General features: G+C 54.1%; 14 protein-coding genes. All 14 read left to right on the top strand.

All coding sequences use genetic code 11. The features are described 5' to 3' along the window. The first annotated feature begins 187 nt into the window (after window positions 1–187). Window positions 188–691, top strand: a complete 504-nt coding sequence (locus OH144_RS17140) for a septal ring lytic transglycosylase RlpA family protein (RefSeq protein WP_266203497.1) — start codon at window positions 188–190, stop codon at window positions 689–691. Window positions 692–938: 247 nt separating this feature from the next. Next, a complete protein-coding gene (locus OH144_RS17135) occupies window positions 939–2,585 on the top strand; it encodes a TldD/PmbA family protein (protein ID WP_266203496.1) in 1,647 nt (548 codons plus the stop codon). A gap of 148 nt (window positions 2,586–2,733) precedes the next feature. Then, window positions 2,734–4,050, top strand: coding sequence for a TldD/PmbA family protein (locus OH144_RS17130; RefSeq protein ID WP_266203495.1), 1,317 nt, complete (start codon window positions 2,734–2,736; stop codon window positions 4,048–4,050). Between the two features lie 149 nt (window positions 4,051–4,199). After that, window positions 4,200–4,361 carry a DUF4160 domain-containing protein gene (locus OH144_RS21585; protein WP_323670677.1) on the top strand — a complete coding sequence of 54 codons (162 nt, stop codon included), beginning with the start codon at window positions 4,200–4,202 and terminating at the stop codon, window positions 4,359–4,361. Next, the gene (locus tag OH144_RS17120; protein ID WP_266203494.1) at window positions 4,330–4,578 is read left to right on the top strand and encodes a DUF2442 domain-containing protein; all 249 of its coding nucleotides are present in this window, start codon (window positions 4,330–4,332) and stop codon (window positions 4,576–4,578) included. The genes OH144_RS21585 and OH144_RS17120 overlap by 32 nt, the downstream gene beginning before the upstream one ends. Window positions 4,579–4,618: 40 nt before the next feature. Further along, window positions 4,619–5,236, top strand: coding sequence for a DUF4159 domain-containing protein (locus OH144_RS17115; RefSeq protein WP_266203493.1), 618 nt, complete (start codon window positions 4,619–4,621; stop codon window positions 5,234–5,236). 63 nt (window positions 5,237–5,299) lie between these two features. Continuing rightward, window positions 5,300–6,295 (top strand): AAA family ATPase, encoded by a 996-nt coding sequence (locus OH144_RS17110; protein ID WP_266203492.1) that lies wholly within the window; start codon window positions 5,300–5,302, stop codon window positions 6,293–6,295. 139 nt (window positions 6,296–6,434) lie between these two features. Next, window positions 6,435–6,974, top strand: a complete 540-nt coding sequence (locus OH144_RS17105; RefSeq protein ID WP_266203491.1) for a hypothetical protein — start codon at window positions 6,435–6,437, stop codon at window positions 6,972–6,974. A 189-nt stretch (window positions 6,975–7,163) separates the two neighbouring features. Further along, window positions 7,164–7,424: a hypothetical protein gene (locus tag OH144_RS17100; RefSeq protein WP_266203490.1), complete on the top strand. Its 261-nt coding sequence runs from the start codon at window positions 7,164–7,166 to the stop codon at window positions 7,422–7,424. Between the two features lie 48 nt (window positions 7,425–7,472). Continuing rightward, window positions 7,473–8,366 carry a DUF58 domain-containing protein gene (locus OH144_RS17095; RefSeq protein ID WP_266203489.1) on the top strand — a complete coding sequence of 298 codons (894 nt, stop codon included), beginning with the start codon at window positions 7,473–7,475 and terminating at the stop codon, window positions 8,364–8,366. A 186-nt stretch (window positions 8,367–8,552) separates the two neighbouring features. Next, complete coding sequence (locus tag OH144_RS17090; RefSeq protein WP_266203488.1) at window positions 8,553–10,049, top strand: BatA domain-containing protein; 1,497 nt, start codon at window positions 8,553–8,555, stop codon at window positions 10,047–10,049. Further along, window positions 10,050–12,221, top strand: coding sequence for a DUF4175 family protein (locus OH144_RS17085; protein ID WP_266203487.1), 2,172 nt, complete (start codon window positions 10,050–10,052; stop codon window positions 12,219–12,221). It abuts the gene before it with no gap. Between the two features lie 682 nt (window positions 12,222–12,903). Next, window positions 12,904–13,404, top strand: a complete 501-nt coding sequence (locus OH144_RS17080) for a DUF1905 domain-containing protein (protein ID WP_266203486.1) — start codon at window positions 12,904–12,906, stop codon at window positions 13,402–13,404. A gap of 9 nt (window positions 13,405–13,413) precedes the next feature. Beyond that, window positions 13,414–15,192 (top strand): hypothetical protein, encoded by a 1,779-nt coding sequence (locus OH144_RS17075; protein WP_266203485.1) that lies wholly within the window; start codon window positions 13,414–13,416, stop codon window positions 15,190–15,192. Window positions 15,193–15,215 lie beyond the last annotated feature (23 nt).

Genomic DNA, 15,215 nt, shown 5'->3' with positions numbered 1-15,215 from the left:
TCTATACATCTAACGCATGAAAATATAGCCATACTTACTATAAAAGGCGATTTCTGCATTATCTGCCCCAGGTTAAATTTCTCTCTTCTACCCATATCCCCCCACGCTCTCTGTGCAATAACGGCGTAAAAGGCCTCGTTTAAAAACAAATTCCGTAATTTCGCGGCTTCACCAACTAATAAGTGATATGAAACATAATAGAAAAAAGTGCTTTATTTTTTCCTTAGTCATTTTTCTATTTGTCGGCATTAGCCAACCAACATTTGCACAAAACAACAAGGCCGGCCTGGCTAAACTACAGCAAGGCGAGGCATCCTGGTACGGCAGCCGTTACCATGGCAGGCAAACCAGCAGCGGCGAGCGTTACAATAAAAACGACATGACCGCCGCCCACAAAACGCTTCCTTTCGGCACGAAGGTGAAAGTGACCAACCTCGACAACAACCAGTGGGTCATCCTGCGCATCAACGACAGAGGTCCCTTTGTAGGCGACCGTATTATTGATGTATCAGAGGCGGCTGCCCGTAAGCTCGACTTCCACAGCCAGGGCATTGGCAACGTAAAGGTGGAGGTGCTGGAGACGAAGGCAGACCTGGCTTCGGCCGCAGGCTTCTCGTTCGACGTGCCTTCCTATGCAAAGAACCAGCTTGGCTCCGGCCTGGAGTCTGCGGCCTGGCTTAGCTTAAGGTAAGGTGCGCAGGCTGTTGCAGCCATCTTAATTTCCTGGAGTAATTTACCGCTTTAGAAGCGTGGTGCCTGCAGAGGCACTGCGCTTTTGTTGTATATAGCCGACTTTAGTCTAGAAGTATGCTTGCTTCATCTATAAAAAGCTGTTCTTGAGCTTTTAAGCCACGTCCATACTTTGAGATATAAAATGGAATCGCTATACTTAGATACCGAAACCTAACTCTTTTAAACTTTAACTAACCTGCTATACTTTGAAAAGACGAAATTTCCTCGAATTGTCGGCCCTGGGCTTTGGAGGCTTAATGCTGCCTTCCATCCCTGTCTTCGGTGACACAGTTTCGCCAGAGCGCTTGCTGGAGACCGTTGACACGGCCCTCAAAAAGAAGCTCGCCGACGTTGCCCTAAACACAGCCAAATCCAAGGGCGCCTCTTATGCCGACGTACGCATAGGCCGCTACCTGCAGCAGTATGTCTTCACCCGCGAAAAGCAGGTGCAGAACATCGTGAACGCCGAGTCTTACGGTGTGGGCGTACGCGTGCTGGCCAACGGCACCTGGGGTTTTGCCGCCACTTCTGATGTAACCGACAAAGGCATTGCCAAAGCCGCTGAGCAGGCCGTGGCCATTGCCAAGGCCAATGGCAAGCTGCAAAAGGAGCCGGTGAAGCTGGCCCCGGTGAAAGGCTACGGTGAGGTAAGCTGGAGAACACCCATCGAGAAAAACGCTTTTGAGGTGCCTGTAGGCGAGAAAGCCGACCTGCTGCTGGCTGCCAACGCCAAAGCCATAGACAACGGCGCCAACTTTGTAAACTCGGCCCTGTTCCAGGTGAACGAGCAGAAATACTTTGCCTCTACCGAAGGCTCCTATATCGACCAGGACATCCACCGCATCTGGCCAAACTTTACGGTTACGGCTGTAGATAAGGCTAGCGGCAAGTTCAGAACCCGCGAGGCGCTGAGTGCCCCGATGGGCATGGGCTGGGAATATATGATCCCGAAGGCATCTGAGAAGATAAAAGGACCTGAAGGCACCGGCCTCACCGGCTATCGCTATGCGTACGACATGCTGGAGGATGCGGCCCTGGCCGCCAAGCAAGCCAGGGAGAAGCTAACGGCAAAATCGGTGATGGCAGGTAAGTATGATCTTATACTCGACCCGAACCACCTCGGCCTGACGATACACGAATCCGTGGGGCACCCGCTGGAGCTGGATCGCGTGCTGGGCTACGAGGCCAACTATGCCGGTACCTCTTTCGCTACGCTGGATAAATGGAGATCGAAGGACTTTAAGTATGGGTCCGATAAGGTGAACATCTTCGCCGATAAAATACAGCCAGGCTCGCTCGGCTATGTGGGTTGGGACGACGAAGGCGTGAAAACAAAGCAGTGGGACCTAATCAAGGACGGTGTGCTGGTGAACTACCAGGCCATTCGCGACCAGGCCCACATCATCAACGAGCCGGAGTCGCACGGCTGCTGCTACGCCGATAGTTGGAGTTCGGTGCAGTTCCAGCGTATGCCAAACGTGTCGCTGGCGCCGGGCAAGGAGAAGAAGAATGTGGATCAGTTGATAAGTGGTGTGGATAAAGGCATCTACATCGCGGGGCGCGGCTCCTACTCTATCGACCAGCAGCGCTATAACTTCCAGTTTGGCGGCACTACGTTCTACGAGATCAAGGGAGGTAAGATTGTTGGCCCGCTGGAGGACGTGGCGTACCAGAGCAACACACAGGAGTTCTGGAACTCCTGCTCCGACATGTGCGACCAGAGCGATTACCGCCTGTTCGGCTCGTTCTTCGACGGAAAAGGGCAGCCAAGCCAGATCAGCGCGGTGTCACACGGCTCTGCACACACCCGCTTCGATGGCGTGAACGTGATCAACACAGCGCGTAAGATCTAACGATTTTAAGTTTAGAGTTAAAAGTTGATAGTTAAAAGTGGATTCACTGGAGAGCGGCAGCACTTACAGCAGCCGACTTTCTGGCCTTCTGCCTTTTTAACTTTCTAACTCCCTTAACTCATAACTCTCAACCCTTAACTAACATAAGATGGCAATATTAACGAAAGAGGAAGCTCAGGCGATACTGAAGAAAGCGCTGGGTTTTTCGAAGGCTGATGAGTGTGAGATCACGCTCAACGGCAACACAGGCGGCAACATCCGCTACGCCAGAAACGAGGTATCCACGAGCGGTGCGGAAGAAAACATTTCTATGGCGGTGGAGTCGCGTTTTGGCAAGCGCTCCGGAGTGGCCACTATCAATGAGTTCGACGATGCGTCGCTGGAGAAAGTGATTCGCCGCTCGGAGGAGATCGCGCGCCTGGCGCCGGAGAGCCCGGAGTACGTGGAGCTACTCGGGCCCCAGCAGTACATCACCACCAAGGCCCACTTCGACTCCACAGCCAAGATAGACCCGGCCTACAGAGCCGAGGCAGCAGCCAAAAGTATAAAAGCCGCTACCGCCAAAGGTCTGACAGCCGCCGGCTTCCTGGAGCACTACACCAACTTCACGGCCAAGATGAACAACAAGGGCCTGTTCGCCTATCATCCGTCTACCGTGGTGGACTTCTCGGTAACCATGCGTACCGAGGATGGTACGGGCTCCGGTTATGTAACCCAGGACTTCTCGGATGTGAGCAAACTGGACACGGGCAAAGCCTCGCAGATAGCCGCTGAGAAAGCCGCCAACTCGCGCAACGCCCGTGCACTGGAGCCAGGAAAGTATACGGTTATCCTGGAGCCAGCCGCCTCGATAGACCTGCTGCAGAACATGTTCTACAACATGGACCAGCGTAATGCCGAGGAAGGCCGCAGCTTCCTGAGCAAGCCAGGCGGTAAAACCAAGGTAGGCGAGAAACTGGTGGATGAGCGCATCACGGTATACTCCGACCCAACGCACCTGGAGGTGCCGTCTTCGCCTTTCGCCGGCGATGGCCGTCCGCAGAAAAAAATCACCTGGATAGACAAAGGCGTGGTGAAGAACCTCTACAACAGCCGCTTCTGGGCATCCAATAAAGGAGCTGTCTCCGTACCGCCGCCAAACAACATGATCATGGAAGGCGGCAATACCAGCCTTGAGGATATGATCAAGAACACCAAGCGCGGTATACTGGTTACACGCCTGTGGTACATCCGCTCCGTGGACCCGCAGACGCTGCTCTACACCGGCCTTACCCGCGACGGAACGTTCTACATCGAGAACGGCAAGATCCAGTACCCGGTGAAGAACTTCCGCTTTAACGAGAGCCCGGTGATCATGCTTAACAACCTGGAGGCATTGGGCAAGCCGCAGCGCATCAACGGCAGCCTTATCCCGCCCATGAAGATCCGTGACTTTACGTTTACGAGCCTTTCGGATGCGGTGTAACTGCTGCTGATTTATATCTCGGATGCCGTATGCAGCTTGCTGTGTGCGGCATCTGTTTTTCATGTTTGATGATAAACAATGCCTACTATACTTCGCGTACATGGCTTCAGGTTCTTCTTTTTTAGCAACGAGGGAATGAGCCACCACACATACATGTAGAAAAGGCCGAGGCTTATGCAAAATACTGGCTGGAGCCAGTTGAGCTTGCAAGTTCCTATGCCTTTGATGCAAAGGAACTGAATCAACTCCGTAAATTAGTAACAGAAAACAAGGCGCTCTTTGAGCAAAAATGGCATGAGTATTTTAGCTAGAAAGTCTACACCGCAGGCACAGAAAATATGGTTTACAGATGCTAAGATGTATGTTCTCCTAACAGATGGAAGGGAAGTAGGCGTTCCTTTAGAGTGGTTTCCTACTCTCCGTGATGCCTCTGAGGCAGAACGTATGAACTGGCGCTTAATTGGTGGTGGCGCAGGTATTCACTGGGAGGAGCTTGATGAAGACCTTTCTGTGGCCGGCCTACTGTAAGCAACTCTTAACTCTACACTTTTAACTCTTAACTCCCCTAGTGCAACCCTTCACCTTCGTGCGCCTGCAATACCGCTCCGGCAACTGGGATACCGACCCGCGTATGCCGAGCAATTTGCTGCACTCGCTTATCCAGTACACTACGGTGCCGGTAAACGAGCAGGAGAAGGTGGTGTCGCTGGAGAGCGCGGAGTTGTTTAACTACCCCTTCAGCTACCTGAGCGGGCATAAGCTGGTGCAGTTTAACCAGAAGGAGCGGCAGAACTTTGAGACCTATGTGAAGAACGGCGGCTTTGTATTTGTAGACGACTGCAACCACGACGTTGACGGGCTTTTTGCCAAGTCGTTTGAAGAGCAGATGCGGCAGATATTCGGGGCGAATGTGCTGAAGAAGATCCCGAACAACCACAAGCTCTACCGCAGCTTCTTTACTTTTGAGGAAGGCCCGCCGACCACCAGTTTTGAGCTAAACGGCTGGGGCGATGACCTGGTGCACGATTATCTGAAGGCAATAGAAGTGAATGGGCGCATCGCCGTGCTTTACAGCAACAAAGACTACGGCTGTGAGTGGGATTATGACTTTCGGAACAAGCGCTGGCTGGCCGAGGATAACACCAAGTTCGGCGTCAACATCATCATGTATGCGCTTACCAGTTAATGTTGCCGACCCCGCAGTGTGCGCAGCTCCTGCGAGTGTCTAATCATACTACCTAAGTATAAAATGACTGAACAAGACATAAAACACCTGCTAACAAAGCTGCCCCGGCTAAAGCAGGAGATACAGAAAGTAATTGTGGGCCAGGAGGAGGTGCTCGACGAGGTGCTGATCACCATGATGGCGGGCGGGCACGGCTTGTTGGAAGGCGTGCCGGGCTTGGCCAAAACGCTGCTCGTGCGCACGCTCAGCAACGCCATGGATCTGGGCTTCCGCAGAGTACAGTTCACACCGGACCTAATGCCCACCGACATCCTGGGTACCGAGGTTCTGGAAGAGGACCATGCCACCGGCAAGCGCTTTTTCAAGTTTAATGAAGGGCCGATCTTTTCGAACATCGTGTTGGCTGACGAGATAAACCGCACGCCACCCAAAACACAGGCTGCGCTGCTGGAAGCCATGCAGGAACACGAAGTAACCTATGCCGGCACGACCTATTCGTTACCGAAGCCATTTTTCCTGCTGGCCACCCAGAACCCGATAGAGCAAGCCGGAACGTATCCGCTGCCCGAAGCACAGTTAGACCGTTTTCTCCTGTTCATCAAAATAAAGTACCCAACCGAGCAGGAGGAGCTAAACATACTGTCCAGCACTACAGGCACCAGGCAGGTGCAGGTGCAGCCCATTATAAATGGTGATGAAGTATTGCTGCTAAGGCAATTGGTGCGGGATGTAAGTATAAGCGAAGAGTTCCTGAGCTTTGTAAATCAGCTGGTTCGCGCCACCCGCCCCGACAGCACATCGCTGGAGTTTATCAGAAAATACTGCCGTTGGGGTGCCGGCCCACGTGCCGGGCAGGCTCTTATACTTACTGCCAAAGCCAGGGCATTGCTCAACGGCAGGTTTGCTGTAACGGCAGACGATATTTACACCATGGCTTACCCGGTGCTGCGCCATCGCGTGCTGGTAAGCTTCGCCGCCGAGGCAGAGCGCATCACGCCGGATAAAGTAGTAGAGGAATTGCTGCAAAGTATAAAGCTGCCAAAGGCAGTGCTGGTTTAAAAGACGCTAGACACAAGACTTTTCCTGGCAATATGTGCTCTTTCGGACTTGAGGTTTGGAGCAGCAGTATAATATTCCCCTCCTCGGAGGGGTTGGGGTGGGTTCATACTTGTGAGTGAATGTTTAAAAGCAGAAACAGATGGAAGAGACAGCAACTATAAAGCTGACGGAGGCAAGCACACAGCTCCTGAAGAAGATCGTGGGGGAAAGGATCTGCTACTTCTTTACTGAAAGTATAAAGGTACACGCTACCGATGGCAAGGTGCTGTACTGGGCGCCGGAGTTTGCACTAGGCCTCACAAAGAACAAGCGCGACCAAAGTTTTATCAACATCAGCGCCGATTACAGGCTCTCTGACAAGTCCTCTACCACCTACTATACTTTTGAGGTAGAGGAAAGCAATACTCCGCTTCGCTGCGAAAAGCTGCTGCAGTCCGGGCGGCACTCGGAGCTAAAGCTGCTGTCGTCGCCGGTGCTGATGATAGAGGTGTACCAGGACTGGAACCAGGAGTTCGACGAGGCCATACATTACGACGCTGCCATTGTTTTTTACACTGACGCCCGAAAGTACATGCTAAAAGTGCGCGAGGAGCTAATCGGCGGTGTGGATATCATACTGGATGAAGCAGCTATCGAAGATGAGCTAAGGGATCTGAAGTTGCGGCAGAGTTTGGTGTAGTTATCCTAATTATGAGTATGGTAAGGTAGCATGAATAGGAACTTCAGAAAGATAGCTGTAAGTATTAGTATCACAAGTGTAGTACTAATACTAGGAGGTGTATTCATGCTTTGGTTCGCTCTTGAAAAGAGCTTTTGGCTGACTACGAGAAACATCTGCGTTGAACTAAGTGATCAAGAACAATTAGTAATGATTTCAATTGATGAGCAAGCCACCTATCCTAATTCTATGGAACTGAAAATGACGGGTACAATTAACGGACATGGGCTTCTTAAATTTGGGTGGAGCGATACTTCTTTTTACCGCTCAGATACGCTGAGAGATGACTTTAACATACATTATGAAAGACTGGATTGGTACAGCGATACTTGCTACTTCAAGTATGTGCCATTGACAGCAACAAAGGGTGATTTGAATATTGATTGCAAGATCTTTTCGAGTAGAAAATGATGAGGTAATCCTGACTATACTATAAATCCTGAAAATCCTGATTTACCCTTGACCACCCACAAGTTCATCGATCCAAAGGTATTGGCTACCATAAAAGACCTGCCGCTGTTGGCAAAAACGGTGGTGGAGGGTTTTTTGGCGGGACAAAACCAGAGTTTGCGGCGCGGGGCGGGGCTGGAGTTTAGCCAGTACCGCAGCTACCAGCCTGGCGACGATCTGCGGCAGCTCGACTGGAAGATGTTTGCCCGCTCCGACCGCTATTACATCCGCGAGGCCGAGGTAGACACCAACATTACGGTGCGGTTTATTCTGGATGGCAGCGCCTCGATGGCGCATGAGGATGTGAATGGCATCAGCAAAATGGAGTATGCCCGGTTTCTGGTAGCCTCGCTGGCCTACCTGGCCACCACACAAGGCGACGCGGTGGGGCTGTACGTGCTGCACGAGAACCGGCTCATCAACCTCACGCCGCGCTCCGACAACATGCACCTGCAGCGTTTCTGGCACCAGCTGGCCGAGGTAACCCCGCAGGGCAAGTTTCCGGGCATGGAGGTGGCCGCCAACCTGTTTGCCGACAGGCGGCAGAAGGAGCTCACGGTTTTTCTGTCGGATTTATATGAGCACGAGCACGAGATAAAGGACCTGCTGTATAAGCTGGGTGCGCAAGGACACGAGCTGCTACTGGCCCACCTGATGAGCCGCAACGAGCTCGACTTTGCCTACACCGGCACCCTCACCTTCGAGGACCTGGAAACAGGGAAAACGCTACAGGTAAGCAGCGCCGCCCAAAAGCAAGCCTACTTAGCCAAACAGCAGGAGTGGCTGCAGGACATCGAAAAAGACATGCGCCACAGCCACATCGCCTACGACCGCTTTGTAACCGATGAGCCGCTGGACAAGGCGCTAAGGGCTTTCCTGCAAAAACGACTGCTTTACGGCTAATTTTGAATGAGCGAATGAGTGATCGAGTGAATTGTCAAACACAAAATAACGCTCCCCTGTCATCCTGGAAGAATCTTGTTCGAAGGGAGGTTAAGCCTCCAAACATGGCCACCAGGATTCTTCCAGAATGACAGAAAAAAACTTTCTAACTCTCTAACTCCCAAACTCTCTAACTCCTAAACTCTCTTGACTTTCCTCTCCCCCATATGGCTTTTTGCAGCGTCGGCTATACTTATCCCGATCGCCATTCACCTGTGGAACAAGCGGCAGGGGAAGACGGTGAAGGTGGGTAGCCTGCGCTGGCTGGAGGCCTCGGCGAGTAACCGCTGGAGCAGTATAAAGCTGAGCAACTTCTGGCTGCTGGTGCTGCGCTGCTTTGTACTTATACTTTTAGCGGTGGCGCTGGCGCAGCCGGTGTGGGAGCGTCAGGCACAAAAGCAGCAGGGGAAAAGAGCAGTGGTCATCGGCGAAGAGCTGCTTTATTCTTCCGCCTTAAACCCCCTTAAGCCGACCATAGATTCGCTGTTGCAGCGCGGCTATACCTTGCATAAGTATACACCAGACTTAGAGCAGATACCGCAGGAGGCTTGGCAGCAGATTAGCAATCGGACACAAGATAGTCTGGTAAGTAGCAAGTATAACTACTGGAGTCTGCTACCGGTCCTGGCAGCAAAGTATAAATCGCCCCAGGATAGCGTGCTGCTCCTTACCTCGGACCAGCAGCAGTACTTCGCAGGTGCTCGCCCCGAAGCAGTTCCGCAGCACATCCGCTGGATTCCGGTTGCCACAGCTGCAAGTATAACATGGCTGCAGGCTGCCACTCAGACCACACCCGATAGCCTGCTGCTTATACTTGGCCACAGCTCCCGCGAAGGCACAAAGTACAGCAGGTACAGAACAGCCGCATCCGCACAAAGTATAAACCTGCCCGGCAACCAGAAGCTGCAGCTGCAACGGCAGCAGGACTCGCTACAGGCTACTATTTCCGGTAACATAAGCAAAGTAAAAATACAGACTGAGCCGCTGCAGATAGCCATACTTGCCGGTGAGGCGCAACAGGCGGAGGTATCCTACTTAAGCGCCGCATTGCAGGCCATCAGCAGCTACACCAACTTGCCAATTCAGGTGAAAGCCGATACCGCACAGGCCGATTGGATTTTCTGGCTGCGGAACGAGCCGCTGCCCCAAAGCATAAACCAGCAGGCAAAGCAGGGGCTGCAGGTGTGGGTGCAGCAGGGACAGGAGCCACAGCCGGTAAAAACTAGTTTCACAGGGGCAGGCGGCACCACTATAAGCGTGCATCGGGTTGCGAAACACGAGCTACAACAGCAAATCGGTGAGCTTTGGACAGCAGCGAGCGGAGAACCTTTGCTATACACTAAGAACATTGGCCAGGGCCGAATCTATACTTTCCAGAGCGGGTTTGCCCCAGCTTGGAGCGAACTGGGGCAGAGCGCGCAATTGCCTGAGCTACTGCTGCCGCTGCTTTTGCCGCAGCCGCAGGCAACCTACGACTACCGCGCCCTGGACGAGCAGCAGCTGCTGCCGGCAGCCCGTGTGCAGGCAGCTACAGCAAGTGCAGACAAAACCACCCGCGTGCCACTGCTAAGGTGGTTTGTTTTAGCGGCCTTTGTGTTATTTTTAATCGAGAGAACCATCGCCAGCAGGCGCAGCAGTCTATAAATGGCCATACCAGAGAGCATCCATACCTTACAGCGGATCCGCAGGCAGTACGTGCAGGCGAAGCTGTGGCTGTATGCCCTGCAGGCGCAAGCGGCAATACTGGTAGCGGTGGCTATACTTTGGCGCTGGCAACTCGAGGCCCCTTTGCTGGCTGTAACGGCCTTTGGCATCCTGCTGTCCGCCGTTTTATACTTTATACTTCGCTGGAAATCGGTTTCGAAGATTGGCTTGCAGCACGTAGCGCGCCACCTGAACCGGCAGTACCCGCAACTCGAAGACAGCACCGAACTGCTCCTGCAGGAGCCACAAAACCTGCTGCAACGGCTGCAGCAACAGAAAGTGGCGGCTATCCTTCAGGAGCTTCATCCGGAGAAGGTCTACACGCTGAAAGGCGCACCCACGTATGTGGCGCTGGGGCTGGCATTGGCGCTCTCCGTAGGCATTTTATACTTGCCAGCGGCCCCGCTGGCGGCTCTCTCTCCGGGTAAAGAAGTGGAGATCACGTTCCCGGAGGCACCCGCTGCAGCTGCCGACACCGCTGCGCAGATCCAGAGTATAGACATCGCCATCACACCGCCCCGCTACACGGGCAAGCAAACCTACAAAGCCGAAAGTCCGAACCTGCGCGTGGAGGAGGGGGCTACCGTTACCTGGCGCATCCGCACCAGCAAACCCGCACAACTGCAGCTGGAGCTGAACGAGCAGCCACCGCAGGCCTTTAAGCAGGGGCAGGAAGGGTATGCTTTCTCGCGCAGTTTTACAGAGCCCGGCCTCTACACCATTAACCTGAACGGAGAGAAATCAACCTTTTACACGTTGGAGATCATCCCCGACGAAGCTCCTTCTATCCAAATCAGCAAACCGAAAGAGTATACCGAGATTAGGTTGGGAGAGCAGCAGCGGGTAACGCTACAGGCGCAGTTCAGCGACGACTACGGCATCCGCGAAGCGAACATGGTCGCGACGGTAGCCAAGGGTAGCGGCGAGGCCGTGAAGTTCCGGGAGGAAGAGATCAAGCTGAACCTGCGCGGCAACAGCCGTAGCTACCGTGTCAGTCAAACGCTCGACCTGCAGCAGCTTGAGATGAGCTTCGGCGATGAGCTATACTTTTACCTGCAGGCCTGGGACCACCACCGCGGCTACACCCGCTCCGAAACTTACTTTGTGCAGATCGAGGACACCACCATCGTAGAGGCTGATTTCGACATGACGGCCGGCGTGAACCCGGTACCGGAGTACTTCCGCAGCCAGCGTCAGATTATCATAGATACGGAGAAGCTGATCAAGGAGCAGAAAAGCATCAGTAAGGCAGCTTTTGAAGAGCGCTCCAATAACATTGGCGTGGACCAGAAGCTGCTGCGCCTGCGCTACGGCAAGTTCCTGGGCGAGGAGTTTGAGAGCGGCATCGGTCCGGGAGGCGGCATACCCGAGGGAGCGGAGGAGCATGAGGAAGAAACGCATTTTGAAGGCGACGGACACGACCACCCGGAGTTCGAGAACCAGAACAGCCCCGAAGCCCTGCTGGACCCATACCTGCACAAGCACGATATGGAAGAGGCCGCCACGATTTTTGAGCCTGCCGTGAAAGCCAAGCTGAAGGGCGCGCTGGCGCAGATGTGGGAGGCGGAGCTACGGCTGCGCACGCACAAGCCCAAAGAGGCCCTGCCCTTCGAGTACAAAGCCCTGCGGATGCTGAAGGACGTGCAGCAGTCGCAGCGGGCGTATGTGGCCAAAACCGGCTTTGAGGCACCACCGCTAAAAGAGCCGGAGCTGCGCCTGACCGGAGAACTAAATAAGATCACGCCGCAGAACGGGCAGCAAAGTATAGACCAGCAGCAGGAGCTACCGCATACACGCGCCGTGCTAAGCTGGCTGGCAAAGTATAAACAAACAGGCAAGTATACACCTGCCGATGCGCAGTTGCTGGAGCAGGCAGGGCAAGAGCTGGCGGAGCACGCCCTCAGCAACTCAGGCAAAAATTTAAAAGCGCTGCAGGATGTGCGGCAGCTGATCTCAGAAATAAAAGCAGGCAAAAAGCTGTGCGCCTCATGTTTGGCAGCAGCAGAACAAGCCTGGGCGGAGCTACTGTCCCCAGCCAGGCAAACACCGCAGCCAGGGCAGGCGGTGCGAAGCAAGCTGGCGGAGGAGTATAGGAAGCGGTTAGAGAATTAGAGAGTTTAGGAGTTAGAGAGTTGGGAAGTTAAAAGGTTAGGCAGTGCCGGGTCCAACTACCCCTACCCCTCCTTGGCTAAGGAGGGGAGCTTTTCACCTCTCCCCAGCCCTCTCCTAAAAACAGGAGAGGGAGTTTATACTTACCATTATCCCTGTCATCTCGAGTACTCTTGAGGCGGGAGCCGAGGAGAGCCAGCGTAGCTGTGAGAGATCTATCCAGAGTTCTAAAGAGATCTCTCCCAAGGGTCGAGATGATAAATAGCGGAGGCTATCGAACCTGTTCCCAGTCCTTGGGTTGAGCGCCTTGTAGATTTCCGGTTTCGCTTCAGCGAAATTGCGGAGACCGCAGGTCAAGCAAAGGAAATGTACACCGCGCGATGCCCGAGGACGAGCCCTCCCGGGTTTGAGGGAGCCAAAGCCAGAAATGAAACGAGCTGGTCGTAAAGCCGTGGATGAACAGGACTTAGCAGGGATAGCTTAGCTCAAGATGCGGGAAGCGGCGGCAAGGAAAGTAAGGACAAAGTATAAACCAGGTATGAAAGTATAACTCAAGTATAAATCATGGCTTTTCAAGCCAGTTGGGTTGCAAACCCAACACCATAGCAGGACACAGGTCTGAAGACTTGCGCCATAAAATAATAAAAGGCACAGCCAGGAGAGGCAAAGAAACTATAACACAAGCATGATAACCTTCCAAACCCATATCGGCCTATTACAACACCTCCCCGGCATGCACTACCTGGAAGTGCCGCAGGAGGTAGTGCAGGATTTGGGAACTCTCAACATCCGCCTGATCTGTAAGGTAAACAACACGCTGAACTTTCAGTGCGGGTTGATGGCGCTGGGCGAGGGCAAAGCCTACATCAGCATTAGCAAGAAGCGCATGCAGCAGCTGGGCGTAGCGCTGCACGATGAGGTAACGGTAACGCTGGAGAAAGACGATAGCCAATACGGCACCGAAATGCCTGCCGAAATGGAGGAGCTGCTGCAGCAGGACGAGGAGGGGAACAGGCGTTTTCTGTTGCTCAAGCCCGGCATGCAACGCTACATGCTCAACCATGTGTCGGCGGTAAAAAGCCCGCAGCTGCGCGTGGACCGCGCCATAACCTTAATCGAGAACCTGAAAGAGCTGCCGGAGGGCAAGGAGAACTTCCGGGCCATGCTGGGCCTGCCCCCGCGCTAATAAAATAAGATGATGCAACTAACCTGGCTTATAGCGATACCTGTAATCCTGCTGCTCCTGTGGCTGGCCTGGCGCCGGCCTAACCGGCAACGACTGCCGTGGCGGCTGCTGGCTAGCGCTATGGCCGGAGTGAGCCTGGTGCTGCTGGTGTTTCCGCCCGTAACGCAGCAAGCGATCAGCCCCAGTACGGCTATACTTCTAACAGAAGGCTACCATGCTGATACTTTAGATGGGCTGCTGCAAAGGCTGGAGGCAAAGCCGCAGGTCTATACGTATCAAGCTGCTTCGTTTAAGGGCGAAGCCATTAACTCATTAGCCGAGCTGGAGCAGCGGCAACCGGGCCTGCAGACGGTACATTTACTAGGCTATGGGCTGGACGAGCAAGGTTTAGAGCAGCTGGAGCACCTGAAGTTGCTGCCCCACCTCACGCCGGCGCCTGCCGGGGTGCAGTCGGTAAGTTGGCCGCAACGCATAAAGCTGGGTGAGGCCGTGGAAGTGGCTGGCAAGTATGCTTCCGGGGCAGCAAGTATAAAGCTGTACCTGCACGCCGCTGGCAAAGCACAGGATTCTGTAGAACTGGTTGCTGATAGTACCCACACCTTCCGCCTCCGCTACACCCCGAAAGTGCAGGGCCGCTATACCTATACTTTACTGGCGAATACCGATACGCTGGGGCAGGTACCGGTGCAGGTGGAGCCGCCGCAGGAGCTGGGGACGCTGCTGCTGGCCTCCTCCCCTAACTTCGAATTCAAGTTCCTGAAAAACCACCTGGCGGAGCTGCAGCACCGGGTGGCCTTGCGCACCACCATCAGCAAGGAGATGAGCCAGAGCGAGTGGCTGAACATGCCCCGCACCGATCTCAGCCGCATCACCCCTAAACTGCTGCAGCAGTTTGATGTGGTGATAACCGAACCGGAGGCGCTGCAAAACATAAGTGCCGCCGAAAGAGATGCGCTGAAAAAAGCCGTGACAGAAAACGGGCTGGGCGTGCTAACCATTGCCACTGCGCCTGCTACGCATCGCAGCACAGCCTTTTTTACAAACTTCCGGAGCAGCAGGGTATCGCAGCAGAGCACCCGCAGCGCCCGCGCCAGTTGGGCCGGAGCCACAGAAGTTACACTCACCGCCGCACCTTACGCGTTGGCAGATGCCGCTGCATTAACAGCCTTGGTAGAGGAGCAGGGCAATAACTTATTAGCCGGGGCAAAGCGTGCAGGCTGGGGGAAAGTAGCCATGAGCCTGGTGCCGCAGACATTCCCGTGGCAACTGGAGGGCAAACCCGAAGTATACGCCAGCTACTGGGCCAGCCTGCTGTCGGCGGTAGCCCGGGAGCAGGTGCAGGAGCGGTTCTGGCAGGTAGTGCAGCCGCAGGTGCCACAGCCCGGCGCGCCCGTTATACTTACTTTCACGGATCACGCTTCAGAAGGAGCAGTGCCCACAGCCGCCGTTACCAGTACAACCGACACCACAAGTATAAACCTGCCGCTGGCACAGCATACGCATCAGCCGGAGAAGTATAGCGGCACCTTCTGGCCCCGCAGCAGCGGCTGGCATCGAGTGGAAACAGCAGGCGCCAAACCCTACTTTTTCTTTGTGCAGGATTCCACGGATTGGACGTTTGAAAGCATCGCTACCAGACAAACCGCTACACAGGCTTTTGCCGCGCAGCAACGTATAAGCCCTGCCGAGGCTGCGGTTGCTTATAAAGAAGAGCCGCTGCCGCTAATCTGGTTCTTTGTGCTGTTTGTGCTCAGCAGCGCGTTTCTGTGGCTGGAGGAGAAGTTGTAGTATGATGGTGCAGGTGCCGGACC

The sequence above is a fragment of the Pontibacter kalidii genome (genome assembly GCF_026278245.1).
GTDB lineage: Bacteria > Bacteroidota > Bacteroidia > Cytophagales > Hymenobacteraceae > Pontibacter > Pontibacter kalidii.
Note: the sequence above shows the minus strand (reverse complement) of the source record. Positions and strands in the feature narration are given on the sequence as shown.

Excerpts from the sequence above, each read along its gene's own strand:
- OH144_RS17085 (WP_266203487.1), top strand. The coding sequence starts at position 10,050 with ATGGCCATACCAGAGAGCATCCATACCTTACAGCGGATCCGCAGGCAG.
- OH144_RS17130 (WP_266203495.1), top strand. The coding sequence starts at position 2,734 with ATGGCAATATTAACGAAAGAGGAAGCTCAGGCGATACTGAAGAAAGCG.
- OH144_RS17105 (WP_266203491.1), top strand. The coding sequence starts at position 6,435 with ATGGAAGAGACAGCAACTATAAAGCTGACGGAGGCAAGCACACAGCTC.
- OH144_RS17100 (WP_266203490.1), top strand. The coding sequence starts at position 7,164 with ATGATTTCAATTGATGAGCAAGCCACCTATCCTAATTCTATGGAACTG.
- OH144_RS17075 (WP_266203485.1), top strand. The coding sequence starts at position 13,414 with ATGATGCAACTAACCTGGCTTATAGCGATACCTGTAATCCTGCTGCTC.
- OH144_RS17080 (WP_266203486.1), top strand. The coding sequence starts at position 12,904 with ATGATAACCTTCCAAACCCATATCGGCCTATTACAACACCTCCCCGGC.
- OH144_RS17140 (WP_266203497.1), top strand. The coding sequence starts at position 188 with ATGAAACATAATAGAAAAAAGTGCTTTATTTTTTCCTTAGTCATTTTT.
- OH144_RS17110 (WP_266203492.1), top strand. The coding sequence starts at position 5,300 with ATGACTGAACAAGACATAAAACACCTGCTAACAAAGCTGCCCCGGCTA.